This window comes from Eubacterium callanderi, from assembly GCF_900142645.1.
In the GTDB taxonomy this organism is placed as follows: domain Bacteria; phylum Bacillota; class Clostridia; order Eubacteriales; family Eubacteriaceae; genus Eubacterium; species Eubacterium callanderi.
Genome location: NZ_FRBP01000002.1, coordinates 225,191 through 241,967 on the forward strand (window position 1 = coordinate 225,191; position 16,777 = coordinate 241,967).

16 protein-coding genes are annotated in these 16,777 nt (G+C 44.7%); 3 read left to right on the plus strand and 13 right to left on the minus strand.

What is annotated here, in order from left to right:
* Positions 1 to 384: 384 nt before the first annotated feature.
* Entirely contained in the window at positions 385 to 1,170 is a 786-nt protein-coding gene (locus BUC22_RS03330) for an HAD family hydrolase (protein WP_041690359.1), read from the minus strand.
* Between the two features lie 163 nt (positions 1,171 to 1,333).
* Between BUC22_RS03330 and BUC22_RS03335 the strand changes: the two genes are divergently transcribed.
* Positions 1,334 to 2,770, plus strand: coding sequence for a sensor domain-containing diguanylate cyclase (locus BUC22_RS03335; protein ID WP_013381571.1), 1,437 nt, complete (start codon positions 1,334 to 1,336; stop codon positions 2,768 to 2,770).
* Between the two features lie 26 nt (positions 2,771 to 2,796).
* On the opposite strand, the gene BUC22_RS03340 is transcribed toward BUC22_RS03335, so the two are convergent.
* Together BUC22_RS03340 and BUC22_RS22415 are read right to left on the minus strand one after the other, a co-directional pair.
* A complete protein-coding gene (locus tag BUC22_RS03340; RefSeq protein ID WP_013381572.1) occupies positions 2,797 to 3,087 on the minus strand; it encodes a hypothetical protein in 291 nt (96 codons plus the stop codon).
* Positions 3,088 to 3,411: 324 nt separating this feature from the next.
* Entirely contained in the window at positions 3,412 to 3,537 is a 126-nt protein-coding gene (locus tag BUC22_RS22415; RefSeq protein WP_013381573.1) for a hypothetical protein, read from the minus strand.
* A gap of 201 nt (positions 3,538 to 3,738) precedes the next feature.
* Here BUC22_RS22415 and BUC22_RS03345 point away from each other — a divergent pair, with 201 nt between their 5' ends.
* Positions 3,739 to 3,921, plus strand: a complete 183-nt coding sequence (locus BUC22_RS03345; RefSeq protein WP_013381574.1) for a FeoB-associated Cys-rich membrane protein — start codon at positions 3,739 to 3,741, stop codon at positions 3,919 to 3,921.
* A 19-nt stretch (positions 3,922 to 3,940) separates the two neighbouring features.
* Here the strand turns inward: BUC22_RS03345 and BUC22_RS03350 are convergent, their stop codons facing one another.
* Together BUC22_RS03350 and BUC22_RS03355 are read right to left on the minus strand one after the other, a co-directional pair.
* A complete protein-coding gene (locus BUC22_RS03350; protein WP_013381575.1) occupies positions 3,941 to 4,387 on the minus strand; it encodes a flavodoxin in 447 nt (148 codons plus the stop codon).
* A gap of 109 nt (positions 4,388 to 4,496) precedes the next feature.
* Positions 4,497 to 4,901 carry a DUF3887 domain-containing protein gene (locus BUC22_RS03355; protein ID WP_013381576.1) on the minus strand — a complete coding sequence of 135 codons (405 nt, stop codon included), beginning with the start codon at positions 4,899 to 4,901 and terminating at the stop codon, positions 4,497 to 4,499.
* 154 nt (positions 4,902 to 5,055) lie between these two features.
* Between BUC22_RS03355 and BUC22_RS03360 the strand changes: the two genes are divergently transcribed.
* Positions 5,056 to 5,514 (plus strand): hypothetical protein, encoded by a 459-nt coding sequence (locus BUC22_RS03360; protein ID WP_013381577.1) that lies wholly within the window; start codon positions 5,056 to 5,058, stop codon positions 5,512 to 5,514.
* Between the two features lie 19 nt (positions 5,515 to 5,533).
* On the opposite strand, the gene BUC22_RS03365 is transcribed toward BUC22_RS03360, so the two are convergent.
* The 8 genes from BUC22_RS03365 to BUC22_RS03400 all read right to left on the minus strand — a co-directional run bounded on the left by BUC22_RS03365 (position 5,534) and on the right by BUC22_RS03400 (position 16,722).
* The gene (locus BUC22_RS03365; RefSeq protein WP_013381578.1) at positions 5,534 to 9,040 is read right to left on the minus strand and encodes an FAD-dependent oxidoreductase; all 3,507 of its coding nucleotides are present in this window, start codon (positions 9,038 to 9,040) and stop codon (positions 5,534 to 5,536) included.
* Between the two features lie 14 nt (positions 9,041 to 9,054).
* Complete coding sequence (locus BUC22_RS03370; RefSeq protein WP_013381579.1) at positions 9,055 to 10,815, minus strand: NADH-quinone oxidoreductase subunit NuoF; 1,761 nt, start codon at positions 10,813 to 10,815, stop codon at positions 9,055 to 9,057.
* A 3-nt stretch (positions 10,816 to 10,818) separates the two neighbouring features.
* On the minus strand, positions 10,819 to 11,337 hold the full coding sequence (gene nuoE / locus BUC22_RS03375) for an NADH-quinone oxidoreductase subunit NuoE (RefSeq protein ID WP_013381580.1): 519 nt from the start codon (positions 11,335 to 11,337) through the stop codon (positions 10,819 to 10,821).
* 223 nt (positions 11,338 to 11,560) lie between these two features.
* Entirely contained in the window at positions 11,561 to 12,466 is a 906-nt protein-coding gene (locus BUC22_RS03380; protein WP_013381581.1) for a DMT family transporter, read from the minus strand.
* Between the two features lie 12 nt (positions 12,467 to 12,478).
* The gene (gene ilvN, locus BUC22_RS03385) at positions 12,479 to 12,967 is read right to left on the minus strand and encodes an acetolactate synthase small subunit (RefSeq protein WP_013381582.1); all 489 of its coding nucleotides are present in this window, start codon (positions 12,965 to 12,967) and stop codon (positions 12,479 to 12,481) included.
* Positions 12,968 to 12,977: 10 nt separating this feature from the next.
* Complete coding sequence (gene ilvB, locus BUC22_RS03390) at positions 12,978 to 14,615, minus strand: biosynthetic-type acetolactate synthase large subunit (protein ID WP_041690361.1); 1,638 nt, start codon at positions 14,613 to 14,615, stop codon at positions 12,978 to 12,980.
* Positions 14,616 to 14,710: 95 nt separating this feature from the next.
* Positions 14,711 to 15,862, minus strand: a complete 1,152-nt coding sequence (locus tag BUC22_RS03395; protein WP_013381584.1) for a DUF362 domain-containing protein — start codon at positions 15,860 to 15,862, stop codon at positions 14,711 to 14,713.
* 11 nt (positions 15,863 to 15,873) lie between these two features.
* On the minus strand, positions 15,874 to 16,722 hold the full coding sequence (locus BUC22_RS03400) for a CvfB family protein (RefSeq protein WP_013381585.1): 849 nt from the start codon (positions 16,720 to 16,722) through the stop codon (positions 15,874 to 15,876).
* Positions 16,723 to 16,777: the final 55 nt, after the last annotated feature.

Below are 16,777 nucleotides of genomic sequence, written 5' to 3' on the forward strand. Positions count from 1 at the left end.
ATCATAAAAAAAGCCGTGCAGGGACACGACACCCATACACAGCTAAAAGTCATTAAAGCGAAAAAATGCTTACACAAATAAGCCTACCAAAAAATATAGGTCTTCTCTTGTTTTTGGAAGAAAAATAGCCTATAATAATCAGTATGCGGTACGGCCCCCACGGGACGTTGTGTATGGTGGTAGTGTCACCCTGCGCAAGCCGGACAGTGCTCCCAACACTTTCCGGATGCCGCATTTGTTTATTTAGTTTTCCTTATGCATTATTATACGTCTTTATTCCTTTTTAAGCAATCATTTTATATTATTTTTCTTCCAATTTCTCCTGTTTACTGCAATAAAAAAGGGCAGTACGTCTTTTTTCAAAACGTCTGCCACAGGCTGTCTTTACTTGAAATATGCCCTTATTGCTTCCACCACACCGTTTTCATCATTGGATTTTGCCGTATAATTGCAGATTTCCTTAAGCTGTGGATGAGAATTTTCCATAGCATAGCTGTATTTTCCGGTTTTCATCATCTCATAATCATTAAGGTAATCACCAAAAAGCATGGTCTCCTCATAACTGATCCCGTATTTTTCCTGAATTTTGCTGATGGCTGTTCCTTTATTACAGCCCGGGTTTGAAAGATCCACCCAATGTTCACCCGAAACAGCGATCTCCATCTGTTCTCCAAAGGCCTCCAAAAGCGGAACATGGCTGTTTATTTCAGCATTCACATAGTCGTAGACGGCAATTTTACAGATATCATCTTCAGCTGCCAGAATATCGTCCATTATCTCATATCGGCGGTAATACATCTTAATGTTTTCCAAAAGCTCCGGCTCATCGCTTTCAGCGTAAGCTCCCTTCAGTCCACAGATGACAGGGCTGGCTCCGGTTATCTTTCGGATCTCTTTTACAATTTCTTGAACAGTCTCCCTGTCAATCACATTGGCAAAGCTGTTCACATCATTCTCAAAAACCACCGAACCATTTTCAGCGATGAAAATCATCTTATCCTTTACCGGCTCAAAAATATGTTCCAGATTATAATATTGTCTGCCGCTGGCTGCTGCGAAGCGGACACCCTGTTCTGCGAGCGACTCAATCAATGGGAAAAGCTCTGGTGAAAGCTCTTTATTACTGTCTAAAAGCGTACCGTCCATATCTGCCGAAATTAATTTAACCATTTTTAGCAAACCTTTCAATTCAGTATTTCTTTTTTGCATTTTTTATCTTATAATACCTAATAATAACACTAAAAGAACGGTATGACCAGATGGTAAGCCATTGTTTACCATTTCAATTTTTGCTGGTAGCCTTTGTGGTTAAGGGATGAGGGGGGATTGGATTATGCTTAGGAAAAGGACGTCTTCCAATATAATATTGATTGCCATTGTGGTTGTACTCGTTTTATTGTCTGTTGTCAGCTTTGTTCTGTATCAAAACAATACTCGAAATATCCTGGCAGAAAAATCAAAAGCTGACATGAAAAAATCCACTGACCAGAGCATCATACTGACCAACAGCCTGATCGACAACTACTTCAGTGAGCTTGACACCATTGCTATTTTCTGTAGCGTCAACACCGGCATTAATGACCATGAAATATTTGAACTTCTCCAGCAGAAAAATCTGGGAAACACTTATTCTCAAATCGGAGTTGCCGGCCTTGACGGCTTCATTTATACCGGCAGCGGCTCGAAACAAAATGTATCGGGCCAGGATTATTTTCAGCGTGCCATTAAAGGCGAACGCGTAGTCTCAAATGTTATCACTGACGCCAATACAGGGCGGGATATCATTGTCCTCGCCATTCCCATTGAGCGTAACGGTGTCATCACTGGCGCTGCCTGTTCCCAATACGATGTCCAGTCCTTCACCGACCTGCTCAGCAGTTCACAGTTCAAGGGCGCTGGCGCAACCATGATCATGCAGAAAAACGGAAAAATGGTCTCGAGCTATGTCGGTATGGAGGCTTTCGATACGTTTTACGACGCTCTTGAACAACAGATGGAATTCAGAGGAGAAAATACTCTCGAAAGCTTCAAATCCCGTGTAAAAAACGAAGAATCCGGCCTGTTCACCTATTTTCGCAATAATAATGAGCGCTACGTCTATTTTGAGCCCGTCGGCATTAACGACTGGACTATGATCTCACTGGTGATGGCTGAGACCATTGACAAGCAGACTACCGCCATCAACGCCGGAGCTTTTGTTCTGATGATTTTCAACATTCTGCTTTACGGCGTTATCCTGGCCATCGTCATCGCCATTATCAAACGCTTCGGAAAACAGATGGAAGCCAACCAGCGCGATCCACTCACACGTCTTTACAATAAAGACATTGCACATACCATCATTGAACGCCATTTGAAAAAAGAGGGGCAAAAGCAGCGTCATGCCTGTTTTTTCCTTGACATTGATGATTTTAAGCACATCAATGACACTTACGGGCATCAGACCGGCGACGACGTTCTTTTTTCTGTGGCCCAGATACTTCTTCACTGCTTCCGGGAAACAGACATTATCGCCCGCTTTGGCGGCGATGAATTTGTTGTCTGGATCAAGGACCTGCCGAGTGCAGATATTGTAAGACAAAAGGCTGAAATGCTCTGCAACATTACTGCTGCCGGTCCTAATATCCCCATTTCACTAAGCATTGGCATCGCCTGGTATCCCAGTGACGGCACTTCCTACACAGAAGTTATGCAACACGCTGATGAAGCCCTTTACCGAACCAAACATTCCGGAAAAGGCAACTATCAGTTTTACAGTGATCTACAATAAAAAAAGACGGACACGTCCGTCTTTTTTTAATCCTCATATGTCTCGATCAATCGCTCGATATTTGCAATGGTCTCTTTCTCAAACAAAGGGCAGAAGAGCTCTACCTCTGTCCTCAGCCGTACCTCGTCATAAAAGCGGTTCAGCTTGTCCTCCATCACATATTCATCCATTATTTCAGGGTTGATGTCTTTAAAAAAGCCTTCGCCCATTTCCGTGATAAGATCTGCTTCATCTGGCGACATGGGTGCCAGTGTGATGAACTCCAGAGGGTACTCTTCCAGTCCAAGATAGATTGTAATGCGTTTTATTTCTTCCATTCTATTACCTCTCGTCTATGCTTGCTCATCGTTAAAAAAATTCAGAGCATTTTTGGCAGTTCACTCCACCAGTGTACATAAAAGCGCACTCTCTTCATCTGTAAAGTTTTCTGTCAAAATCTTCAATCAGTTTTTTGTATTGTTTTTATTTTCTGATAACAGGCCTTTGCCTTATCTGTGGGATACAGACAGATGGTTCGTTTTTCTCAGCTGTTTGTCTCCTTGGTTACAAATCTTTTTTTGCCCGCTGAGCGATACCTCTGGTAATATAAATCAAAGACTGCAGCATATCCTGAGTGATTCCAGGCTCCCCGCAGATTTTTATCACAAAAAATGCTGGCCTAAGTTGAGGATTCTCTCAGACGATTCCTTATCCAGAGCCATTCCTGTAAAACGATTTGTTACCGACAGCCACTTCACCAGATTTCCTGAAGACTCAAGTTTATCCATAATATCCTCTTTAGTTCCAGACATCCGCAAATAATTCGTTGAGTCTGCGTTTATTATAGCTTACTGTTCCCAGCTTGTCAAAATCAACCTTAGCTTAAATTCCTTTTTGCCCCTTGACAAAATATGTTAGAGCGTTTAAACTATAATTATAAGTTAAACTAAACTTACTTTTGCGAATCCAATTGATAAGGAAGTGACAATATGAATTTGGCAACCTTTATTATTGCCGCCATTGTTTTTATTCCAATGGTGCTGATTATCTATAACCAGGTAAAAAAAGCTCGAAACGGCCAGACAGGTTGTGGTTGCGGCTGTAGCGGATGTTCTCATTCCAGCCAGTGCCATCCGGCTCAGGAAACGGAAATAAAAAAAGACAGGAAATGATTTTCCTGTCTTTTTTTTATTAAAAGCTTGCAAAGGCCTTTCCAAACTCAACACAGGCATGACGGCCGGCATCATCCGGGAATTCCTTGATCATCAGCCCTTCATCAAACAGACGTGCTCCGGTATGCCCGATCCGGTCTTCCCAGTCCCGCATCCATTCACCGTTGCCCCATCCATAGGAGCCAAAAAGCGCTACCTTTTTTCCCTTGAGCTTGGACTCAATTTCCTCAAAAAAAGGTTCAAAGGTATTCTTTTCAAGAGCTTCTCCATCCATGGAAGGGCATCCAAGGGCGACTTTATCATAATCCTCAATCCGCTCAATCGGAAACTGGCTTACATTATAAAGATCTGCTTTCTGGCCAGTCTCATCGATCCCATTGGAAATTTTTTCGGCCATGATCTCTGTATTTTCACTATTGCTCCAATAAATAACAGCAATATTTTTGTTATCTTCATTTTTTCTCATCATCGTTCTCCTTAACGGTTCATAAATCATCGAATATCTTAGTAAGAGGTATACCCCTGCGTTTGGAAATTAATCATATCTCGAACCAATATATCCGTTTTTTTCACTCTTAACCAGTATAAATTGATTTTATCTTTACCGTCCGATCAAACGCTACCACAAGCTCTGCTGTTCCTTTTTCAAAGGAACACACCACTGTAATCTTCAGCTCCTTATCCCAGCTATCGTCCTCAAGGCCAGCTATTTCTCTGAACTCGCCTTTTCCTTCAGACAGTCCCTCCCAGAGTATTTTGAGGTTCTGGGCATCCATTTCTTCTTTCGCTCTGGTGGTATATGGGAAATCGTCAGCCGCTTTTGCATAATCTCCTTCAGCCAGGACCTGCACCAACGAACGGGTGATTTCTTCAGATTTCGTCTTCGTATCCTCGCCATATTTTCCCTTGTTGCAAGCCGTAAAGAGAAGCATAAGTGATACTGCAACTAAAAAAAATGCCAGATATTTTTTCTTTTTCATTAATTCCTCACTTTCCTTAGCGTATTATATCTTCTATTGGGAATAATATCAAGTAAAAGACTTTTTCACAAATTCAAAAAGCTTTTGCTTTTCGTCTCTATTTATATTAAACTAGAGAGTAACCACAAATTCTCAAATAATAAAGGGGTATCTGATGAAACTTAAGATTAACTCGCGGGGAATTGGAAATGTTTTGCTGATTGCCCTTTTGGTTTTACTGATCATTCACATTCTGGTATTATTTGGAGTGGTATCACCCGACATTATCTGGGACACCACCATCACTGATAAGGCGTCAGTCGTAATTTCTGAATGGATTGCCATTTTTTTCATTCTGATGTTTATCTTTGGCATATTGCTCAAGCTAAACTATCTTCCTATGAAAAGCTTACGAAAAAGTGCGGACAGCATTCTCTGGATTATGAGCCTCTATTATCTGCTGAATATCATCGGCAACTTCATGTCTGACAATCCCATTGAAAAGCTTTTGTATGCTCCTTTAACGCTGATAATGATCCTTATGGCACTTCGCCTGATCTTTGCAAAGGATCTTGACCCAAAACACAGACGCAGAGCCCAGAAACGGCCTCAAAAAATACGAAGAGCTTCCTGAAACAGGAAGCTCTTCTTTTTTATTTGCGTGTTACCTTTTTAATTTCACCAGTGATTTCATTCATCAGGAAGTCCGTATATGGTATTTCCTCAAATAGGAAACCGTCCCTTTTCATCGGTACCAGACGGGCTGAGCCTTCACATCTGCCGCCTCGTATCTGGCCGCCAATCTCAACATCTAACAGCTCAGGTATCGCTGTCTGCAGTTCTCTGCGAATCAGGCCAGTACAGGTAGAACCAAGCTCTTCACCCAGAATTTTTCCAATTTCCACCACCATACCAATGTTGGTATAGGGCAGTGCGCGGGGGACAACTGGTGTGACACGCTGCATTCTGCCTTCGGTATTGATAAAGGTTCCTGCAACTTCTGGGAACGCCAGTGCCGGAAGAACAATGTCTGCCTTCTGGGCAGCCAAAGTCAGATGTGTATCCTGAACCATGATGAAATCATAGCCGGATAAATCTGCGTTGGGGTCTTCGCCAAAAATCATAATCCCTTTTGCATTGTCCAGTACTTCAGGTGTCTGAGTAACGCCCAGCAGGCCAAGTGCTTTGCTGTTATTTTTCTGTTCAACTCTGAAAACGCCGCGTCTCGGTCCATCACTCTTTCCTAAGAGAACCGCAATATCTGCTGCCAGAGCAGAAGCTTCTTCCGTGATATATTTGCCGCCAAGAACCACCATCGGGTGTTTTGCGTTCACCAGTGCATTCCCGATCATTTCAGATTCTTCGCTGATCTCAAGCGCTGCCAGAGAATCCCTTAAGGCTTCTAAACCATCAGGTATGTCCACTGCTTTACGATTCTCAAGAACATATTTTGTAATTTCACCCAGGAAATCCAGGTCGTCACATTCGGTGGTGAATTCATCCCCAATGCGGTTCATCCCATCTTCAACAGCATTGATGAAGAAGATTGAAGCACCGCGTTTAGATGTCTGGCTGAGCTTATAGCGCAGTACAGGATTGTTTATACGCAGACATCCCAGCACCAGTATAGCGTCTGCTGAAAGGACTTCATCCATACTGTGGACTTCACCGCTGCATGGCAGCACGGCATCTTCGCCGTGGACAGTGTTGCTGAAGGAGAAGGTTTCTGCTCTCAAACTGTCTGCCAGCTTTTTAACCATGGCAATCTCTTCAGTAGTATATTTGGGTGAAACAGCAACTTTTAAAGCTTCCGCTCCATTTCTTGCAGAAATGGTCTGTGCTTTTTTGGCAATCGCGACAAAAGCGTCATACCAGTCTGTTTCCTCCAGCTGTCCCTTCGCATTTCGGATTAACGGTTTGGTCAGGCGGCCACCCAGCTGAACCTGGTTCGTTCCAAAACGTCCGCGTCCACACATCACGCCTTCATTATGCGCAGCGCTAATATTTGTTGGCACTGCTTTCACGATGGTGTTGCCCATGGTTTCAACTACCATCTGGCAGCCGGCGCCGCAGTATCCACAGGTTGTCAGTGTCTTTTTCGTATCGGTCGGTACGTTTTTGAAGCCTCTCGCCCGCTCTCCCAGTGCTCCGGTAGGACATACAGAGATACAGGTCCCACAGGAAATACAGCCGGAATCAGCCAGTTTTCCGCCAAGGGCCGGTACTACGACAGTATCAAAACCACGATTCATCAGGCCAAGAGCTGTCACACCAACTACCTCATCACAGGCGCGTACACAGCGCCCACAGAGAATACACTTATTGGGGTTACGTACAATAAACGGGTGGTCGTCTTCAAAAATCAGCTCTTCATTTTCACCGCTAAAGCGTTCTGGAGCCACATCATACTGATTGGCATAATCCACCAGCTTACATTCAAAGTAATCGTGACAGCCGCATTCCAGACAGCGTGACGCTTCTTCTCTGGCCTGCTCAGGCGTATAACCCTTAACGATTTCTTCAAAGGTATTCTTACGTTCCTCTGGTGACAGATGCGCCATCGGAGGCCGTTTATATTTCTTTTTGCCTTCCAGATAATCTGCGTCGATATCATCTCTGGTGACATAATAAGGTTTGCGATAATGGATTTCACGTCCCTGCAGATATTGGTTAATAAAACCGACCGCCTTTTTAGCTTCTCCAATGGCACGGATCGCAATAGAAGCTCCGTCATTTGCACAGTCACCACCTGCAAAGACACCTTCAAGGTTCGTTGTAAAGGTTTCTTCATCTGCGACAACTGTATTAAACTTTGTCAGTTCAATTCCGTCCATACCTTCCGGGTCAATCCCCTGGCCAATGGCCAGAATAACAGTATCCACATCAATAAGTTCAGTTTCACCTTCAATTGGAACAGGACGGCGGCGGCCGCTGGCATCCGGTTCACCCAGCTCCATTTTCTGAAGCAGCATCTGCTTGACATGACCATCTTTATCTTTGATAATTTCAATCGGATTGCACAGGTTTTTAAAGATAACGCCCTCTTCCTGCGCTTCCTTGATCTCTTCCTGTTCAGCAGGCATTTCCGCTACCGTACGGCGATACACATTGTAAACTTCCTTTGCACCTAAGCGCACTGCGCTTCTGCAGGCATCCATAGCAGTATTCCCGCCGCCAACAATGGCGACTTTGTCACCCAAGTTTGCCGGTTCATTATTGACAATCTGCCTGAGCAGTTCAATCCCGCCAATGACACCATCAGCGTCAACGCCTTCACAGCGCAGCCCGCTGCTGGTCCAGGCGCCAATAGCAACATACATGGCGTCATGCTGTTTTCTCAGACTCTCAAAGGGCATATCTGCGCCGATACGCACCCTTGTCTTAATGGTGACGCCCATATCCTCAATCAGCTTGATTTCCTCATCCAGAACTGTTTTAGGCAGGCGGTATTCAGGAATCCCATAGCGCAGCATTCCACCGGCTTTGGGCATGGCTTCATAAATGGTGACCGCATGACCTGCTTTTCTCAGAAAGTAAGCTGCGGTCAGGCCGCCAGGGCCGCCACCGATAACACCAATACTTTTGTGGGTATCTGGCGCGATTTCAGGCATAAACATTCCCTTGTCGATATCCAGATCCGCCGCAAAGCGCTTGAGCCATAAAATCGAAACAGGCTCGTCTACTAAACCCCGGCGGCAGGCCTTTTCGCAGGGATGCGGACAGACGCGTCCGATGGATGCCGGTAAAGGCAGGCGATCCTTGATCAGCTTGATAGCTTCCTCATATTCCCCATTGGCGATAAGCCCAACGTAACCCTGGCAGTCTGTCTGTCCCGGACATTCCAGCTGGCAGGGCGCCACACAATCGCCGATATGCTTGGATAACAGGAGTTCCAGATTTGTTTTTCTGGATTCCAGTACTCTGTCGGAATTGGTTGTGATGACCATACCCTCCGCGATGGGCGTTGCGCAGGCCTTCAATAGCTTTGGATTGCCCTCAACCTCTACCATGCAGAGTCCACAGGAGCCATAAACCTCGGTGCGTTCGTCATAGCAAAGAGTCGGGATGTCAATGCCGTTTTCACGGGCAACGTCTAAAATGGTCTGTTCTGCAAAACCCGTTACTTCTTTTCCATTAATATTAATTCTTAATTTCTTCATGTCCCTCACTCCTCCTAATCCACGGTTACCGCATCGAACTTACAAACGCTGGCACATTTGCCGCACTTGATACATTTTTCCTGATCGATAACATGAACTTTCTTAGGTGCGCCCGATATAGCCTCAACAGGGCAGTTTTTAGCGCAACGGGTACAGCCAACGCATTTTTCTTCATCAATGCTGTAGGTAATCAGGGCCTTACAGCTGTGAGCTGTACATTTATGTTTGTAAATATGATCTTCATACTCATTTCTGAAATAACGCAATGTGGTAAGAACTGGATTCGGTGCGGTCTGACCAAGTCCGCACATAGAGCCCTCTTTAACCTTGAGACAGAGCTCTTCGAGAAGCTCGATGTCACCGTCACGTCCTTCGCCTTCTGTGATGCGTGTCAGAATTTCCAGCATACGCATGGTCCCAATACGGCAGTAGTTGCATTTACCGCATGATTCTTTCCGGGTAAAATCCAGGAAAAACCGAGCCATATCAACCATACATGTAGTTTCATCCATAACAACCATCCCGCCGGAGCCCATGATCGCACCGGTTTTGGTAATGGAAGGGTAGTCGATAACCGTGTCCACCAGCTCAGCCGGAACACATCCACCAGATGGCCCACCCATCTGAACAGCCTTGAAGGCCTTGTCGTTTTTGATACCGCCGCCAATATCATAAATGACATCGCGGAGGGTTAGTCCCATTGGAATTTCAACCAGACCACCTTTTTTGATTTTACCGGTTAATGCAAACACTTTGGTGCCCTTGGAATTTTCATTTCCGAGCTGTCCATAGGTCTCGCCTGAATTTCTGAATATCCATGGCACGTTCGCATAGGTTTCAACATTATTAATATTGGTTGGTTTTGCCCAGTAGCCCTTCTGTGCCGGAAACGGCGGCTTGAGACGGGGCATTCCGCGCTCGCCTTCAAGTGATGCGATTAAGGCAGTTTCTTCACCGCAGACAAAAGCGCCGGCACCTGCTTTGATTCTCAGATCAAAGCTGAAGGCTGAGCCAAAAATATTTTCGCCCAAATACCCTTTTTCCCGAGCCTGTCCGATGGCATTTTCAAGACGCTTGATGGCCAGTGGATACTCGGCACGGACATAGACAACACCCTGTGCGGCGCCTATGGCCTTAGCGGCAATGATCATGCCTTCAATGAGGGCGTGGGGATCACTTTCGAGGACAGACCTGTCCATGAAAGCGCCAGGATCCCCTTCATCGGCGTTACAGACTAAATACTTAACATCCCCTTTTGCCTTATGAGCTTCGTTCCATTTAAACCATGTAGGGAAACCTGCTCCGCCTCGGCCAGCCAGACCAGCTACCTTAACGGTGTTGATTATGTCCTCCGGGGACATTTCCTTAATCGCTTTTTCAGCGGCTTTATAACCGTCTACGGCCAGATAATCCTCAATGCGTTCTGGATCGATAATACCACAATTCTGGAGCACCACGCGCTTTTGTTTAGCGATCATTTCCTTGTCCTTCGCGGCCATTTCCAGATCTGTAATATTTTTCTGCCCAAGGATATGTTCATCTACAATGCGTTCGACATCAGAGGTATCTACATTGACATAGGTAATCTTATTGCCGGAAGGATCAACCACATCCACAATGGGTTCCAGATAACAGGTACCAATACAGCCGGTTTTTTCAAGATCGATGCTCAGATTCTTTGCGGTAATCTGGTCTTTAAAAGATTCTTCTACCTTTGCGGCGCCAGCAGCGATACCACAGCTTCCCTGTCCAATGATTACTTTATATTTTTCCATCGCCTACGCCTCCTGTTCCTTCAGTTCTGTTAAAATGTTAACCACCTTATCCTTTGTGAGCTGCCCGTAGGTTTCTCCGTCGATCATCATAACCGGCGATAAAGAGCAGCAGCCCAGGCATGCGACATTCTCTAAAGTGAAAAGGCCATCCTCAGTGGTTTCCCCCTCCTTGATACCAAGATGCTCTACAACAGCTTCCTCAATCATCGAAGACCCATTAACATGGCATGCTGTTCCCTGGCAGAGCATGATCAAATGTTTACCGACAGGATTCATACGGAATTGGGCATAAAAAGTTGCGACACCGTATATTTTCGCTACGGGAATATCTGTTTCACGAGAAATATACAACATTAAATCCGGAGACAGATAGCCGTAGGTTTCCTGAGCCTTCTGCAGGATGGTAATCAGGCTTCCTGCTACATCGGCGTATGCGTCCAGAACTGCATCTAATTCTGGAAATTTGGGTTCATCCTGACAGCCGCAGCCACAGTGATGATCATGATGGTGTTCGTGATTCATAATTACTCCTTACTTTCTTCTTCCTGATTTAACAGGATTCCTCATTTTCTTCCACTTGCACAATGTATCCAATTTTTCAAAAGAAATTTTCCCGTTTTAAGACTAAAACGGGAACGTTTTGCAGTAATATTTTCTTATTCTATAATATAAATCCTTATTGTTTTTATTATACTACTATTTTTAAAATTTGCAAGCTTTTCTTGCGAATTTTTTCACCTTTATTCTAATAATTTTTTCTTTCACTTTTCATCTCAATGTTTTCTCCCAGCTGTGTTGCCGAAACTGCTTTTTTATTTGGAATAAGCGTCAGTATAATCCCACATAAAATAGCTGCAAACCCGCACATTGTATAAAAACTCGGAACCTCTCCAACAAAGAAAAAGACAAAAACAGGGTTAAGTATTGGCTCCAGTAACGAGAGAATCGACGCTTCAAAAGCCGATACCAGACGGACCCCTTTTAGGAAAAACAGGTAAGAGATACCAATTTGGAATACACCGAGCAATATAAGGTACAGCCAGTTTACCGCGGGGATGCCCGAAAAAGCTATCTGGCTGTGCATAAACAAAAGCATTACCCCAGCCATGATAAAATTGATAAATCCGATAATAGTGATGTCATCCATCGGATACTTTTTCTCCATAAAATACTGTTCAAGTGCATAGGCAATACCTGCCGATAAAGCTAAAAGATTTCCGGCAATAGCGGCCACATTCCCAGAGGCGTTCAGCGGGTCACAAAAAATAATGATAATTCCAGCCAAGATCGTAACCCTTGGAATAAACTCCCGTGCAACCAGCTTTTTTTTACCTCCGATAAGATAAGCCATATAGAGCCACAAGGGGGCCGTGCACTGCAGTATAATCGCGTTGGCGGCAGTTGTCAGCTTAGTGGCAATGACAAAACTGATGGTTAAATAAGTATAAGAAATAATAAGCCCGATATAATTTTTGCTGAACTTAATTTTTTTCCATTTTATAAACGGTAGAAAAACGCAGCCTGCAATTAAACTTCTCGCAAAAGCAATGCTGATCGCACTCGCTTCAATGCTTTTAATCAAAAGGCCGCCTGTGCTCATTAGCGTGACGGCCAGTAAAATGAAGCATGCTCCTCTATTTTTTGAATTCATTCCCCGCAGCACCTAAATCATCCGATGCCCTCTCTGAAGGCCAGTATCTCCAGAGCGCACAAATTCCAAAATTCCATAGGGCTCAATCATATTAAAAAATGCGTCGACCTTATCCCGGGTACCGGTAATCTCCAACACCAGGCTTTCGCGCGCCACATCTACAACATTGGCTCTGAATAAGTTGGAGATTTCTACAATGTTGGAGCGGGTTTCATCATTGGCTTTGACTTTAATAAACACGAGCTCCCTGCGAATGGAATCCTCAGGCTTTAGCTCAATGACCTTGATGACATCGATAAGCTTATTCAGCTGTTTTTTTATTTGGGCGAGGATATGTTCATCACCTGTAACTGTAATGGTGATACGTGAGACTTTGGCATCCTCTGTTGTGCCGACAGTCAGGCTGTCAATATTATAGCCGCGCCTTGCAAAAAGCCCTGCAATACGGCTCAAAACCCCAAAGTTATTTTCAACCAAGAGGGATAAACAATAGTTTTCCATGGCTTCTCTCCTAAATTTTTATAAAGTCTTCATGAACCTGACATTCAATCAGAGTCGGCCCGTTATGAGCGATGGCATCGTTCAGGGCCGCTTCGGCTTCTGCATTTGCGCTCGCCCGATACCCTTTAATGCCATATGCCTCAGCCAGCTTCATAAAATCAATGCTGAAATTAATGTCTGTGCCGCTGTAATGGTTCTTGCCATAAATATCATGCTGAAGCTGACGGACCATTCCAAGCTTATGATTGTTGATCATAATAATGTTGATATTCAGGTTGTGCTCTGCAATAACCCCCAGCTCGCCCATGGACATCTGGAAGCTACCGTCGCCGCAAATCGCGAAAATCTGCTTCGTATTTTCCCGTGTCGCAAAAGCAACGCCACCGGCTGCCGGGATACTATAGCCCATCGTTCCCAAGCCGCCTGAAGTAAAGTAATGCCGATCTTTACAAACCTTAAAATAAAGCGCAGACCAAATCTGATTCAACCCGACATCCGCAACGACAGTTGCGTTATCCGAAGCGATCTCCCCTAACTTCTCAAACAAAAGCTTGGGATTCACCAGTCCTAAATCCAGATGAGTGTCGTACAGAAGAGGGTGGTTTTCCTTGATGATCTCAATGGTTTTCAGCCAGTCTCTTGTATCCTTTTTTAAATCCTTCTGGATCAGGTCAAGTAAAACCGTACGTGCATCGCCTACGATGGGCACATTGGTATCGTCAATGTTTTTCCCAATTTCTGCAGGGTCAATGTCAATATGGATGAGTTCCATATCATTGATCATATCCATCAGGTTGTTGGTTCCTCTGTCAGACATCCGGGCGCCTACACAGATGCAAAGATCCGCTGCCTCTAAAATTTTATTCGAATACTCGAAGCCATGGCTGCCGGCAATACCGCAGTACAGCGGATTGTCTTCCGGAAAACATCCAACCCCCATCAGTGTCGTGATAACTGGGATACCGTTTTGTTCTGAAAATGTAAGAAGTTCTTTTTCGGCATAGCTTAAAACCACTCCGCCGCCGGCATAAATAATCGGACGCTTGGCAGCTTTCATCTTTCTGATCGCTCTCCGTATCTGACCTGTATGTCCCTCGTAGGTTGGCTTGTAGCCCCGTATCTCTACCTTCTCACAGTATTTGACACTTTTAAGATTTGTATTCTGCACATCTCTTGGAATGTCGATCAAAACAGGACCCGGGCGACCTGTGGAAGCAATGTGAAATGCTTCTCTTATAATCCGCGGAATATCTGCCGCATCTTGAACCAGATAAGAATGCTTGGTAAATGGCTCGGTGGCACCAGTAATATCCGCTTCCTGAAAAGCATCCGTTCCAATGAGATCTCTGTTAACCTGTCCTGTAATGGCGACAAGTGGAATAGAATCCAAATAAGCGGTAGCGATTCCAGTGACCATATTGGTTGCTCCCGGGCCAGAAGTTGCCAGGCAGACGCCTACCTTGCCGGACTCTCTTGAATAACCGCTGGCGTAATGCGGTCCAGCCTGTTCATTCCGGACCAGCACATGCTGGATGGGGGATTCACGAAACGCTTCATACAAGGGCAGCAGCGCACCGCCCGGATAACCGAAGACGACCTCCACATTCTCTTTCTCCAAACACTTTAAAATCAATTTTGCTGCTAACAGTGGAATCACTCCCTTTACTTTAGTATAATTTAGTAATTCAGTCTATGATATTATTTTTAAAATAAACTGTCAAGACTATTTTAAAAGATAAAAATTTAACGATATATCAGTAATTTGCCTAAAAGCGGTGTTTTAACTGTAATGGCCTTTTTAGGACACATTTCCTGGCAACAGTAGCATCGAATACATTTATGGTAATTGTAATGCGGTACACGGCCATTGCGTGTCTCTTTCCAGGTCAACGCTTTATCTTCCAGAGGACAGGAGGCTACGCAGATACCGCAGCGCACACAGCGCTCTTCAATGATAACGGGCTTTCTGGTAATCAGTCCTCTGATTTTAGACAACTGGCCAATAGTACTGTTTACCTCGGACCGAACCGGAATCCGTTCAACATTAAAGTTGCGGTTGACGTGATCCTCCAGCTTTTCGCCAAGGATCTCAATTTTATTAGCATCACCAGTGCCAAGTCCCATTTCTTCACCAGACGCAATGGTTGGCACATAAGACGGCTCCAGATCCACCAGACGGGCAAAGGTGGCGTCCAGCGCGACAGGATCATCTGAGATCAGGAGCAGGTTCATGGCGACAGGTGTGCCTGACGCCGGACCGTTCCCCTCCATCGCGATGATCCCATCCATGACAAAAAGACGTGGTCTTATGCACAGGTTCAGATCGACCAGCATTTTTCCAAATTGCAGACTGTCTGGGTAGCGCGCGTGGCACGCTCCCTTATTAAATCCATAAACACAGCCCAGCTGGTTTTTCACCGCCCCGGTGATCCGCGTGAGCCCGTGGGTTTTCATCTTACAGATGCTGATAATGGCATCGCTTTCCAAAACACCCTCAGCCAATTCAAATTTTTTAGTTGTCACCCCTTCAGGATAGGCAACCGTTTTTCCCTTTGAGAACTCCAACAGTGAGATACCATGTCGGTCAGCCACTTCCTTGATTCCCGCTTCCTCTGCGACCTTTTCAGGGTTTCCGATCCCCGGGGAATCACCATAGCACAGATTCTTACACGCCGCTTCTTTTAAAATACGAACCATCGCTTCAAACACTGCCGGATGTGTCGTTACAGCGCTTTCCTTTTTCTTCCCGCGAAGCAGATTAGGCTTCAACAAAATTTTTTCCGTCGGGCAGAAAAAACGCTCGATTCCTCCAAGCGCTGTAACCCCCTGCTTTAAAGCTTTGTAGACCATTTCCGCGTCATAGGAATCGCATTGAATTAAAGCTACCTGAGACATTTTTTACCTCTTTATTTACCAATCAGCTCGATGCCATTGGCTGTTTGTTTTATTTTCTTTTCCTTCATCAGCTTGCCCAACGCGCGTTTAAAGGAGCTCTTGCTCATTTTAAACTCCTTACTGATGATTGAAGGATTGGTTTTATCATTATATGGCAACATTCCACCGTTTTTCTTCAGCTTATCCAGAATTAAAAGCGCGTCCTTTGGTATTTCTTTATAAGCTTTTTTATTAGGGCTTAAAACCAGCTTGCCATCCTTACGAATCTCCGTGACCCTGGCTTTAATCTTATCGCCACAGTGAAAATCAGTTGTCATTTCCTTTTTCAGAATCATACCGTGATAAGCGTTATCTACGGCGACAAATCCCCCGAGCTCTGGATTAATCTGATATATGTAACCCTCGACCCAGTCGCCGTCCTTATAGGGTGATTGGGATTTAAGCAGTGGATAAACCTTCATGGTGGCACAGAGACGGTTGCTCTTATCAATGTAAAGATTCACAAGGTACTCGCGTCCCTTCTGTACCTTTGTAATCTGCTCATGGTAGGGCAGCAAGAGGTCTTTCTCCAGACCCCAGTCCAAAAAGGCGCCGACCTTAGTAATGTCTACTACCCTTAAGGGCGCAAACTCGCCCAGCATAATCTTGGGCTTTCTTGTCGTCGCAATGAGCCGGTCCTGGGAATCCCGGTAAACAAACACCTCAACTTCATCGCCAACCTTACAGTTTTTGGGGACTTCTTTCTGTGGCAGCAACACACTGTCCTTTTTTTTATCTTCACTATCGCCGGCTGTTAAATATAAACCTACTGATGTCTGACGGTCAATTGTCAGATGCTGCATTTTTCCTATTTCAATCACTTTACTTTTCCACTTATTCCTTTTTAAAATTTTGTATACAAATTTATCTTATTGC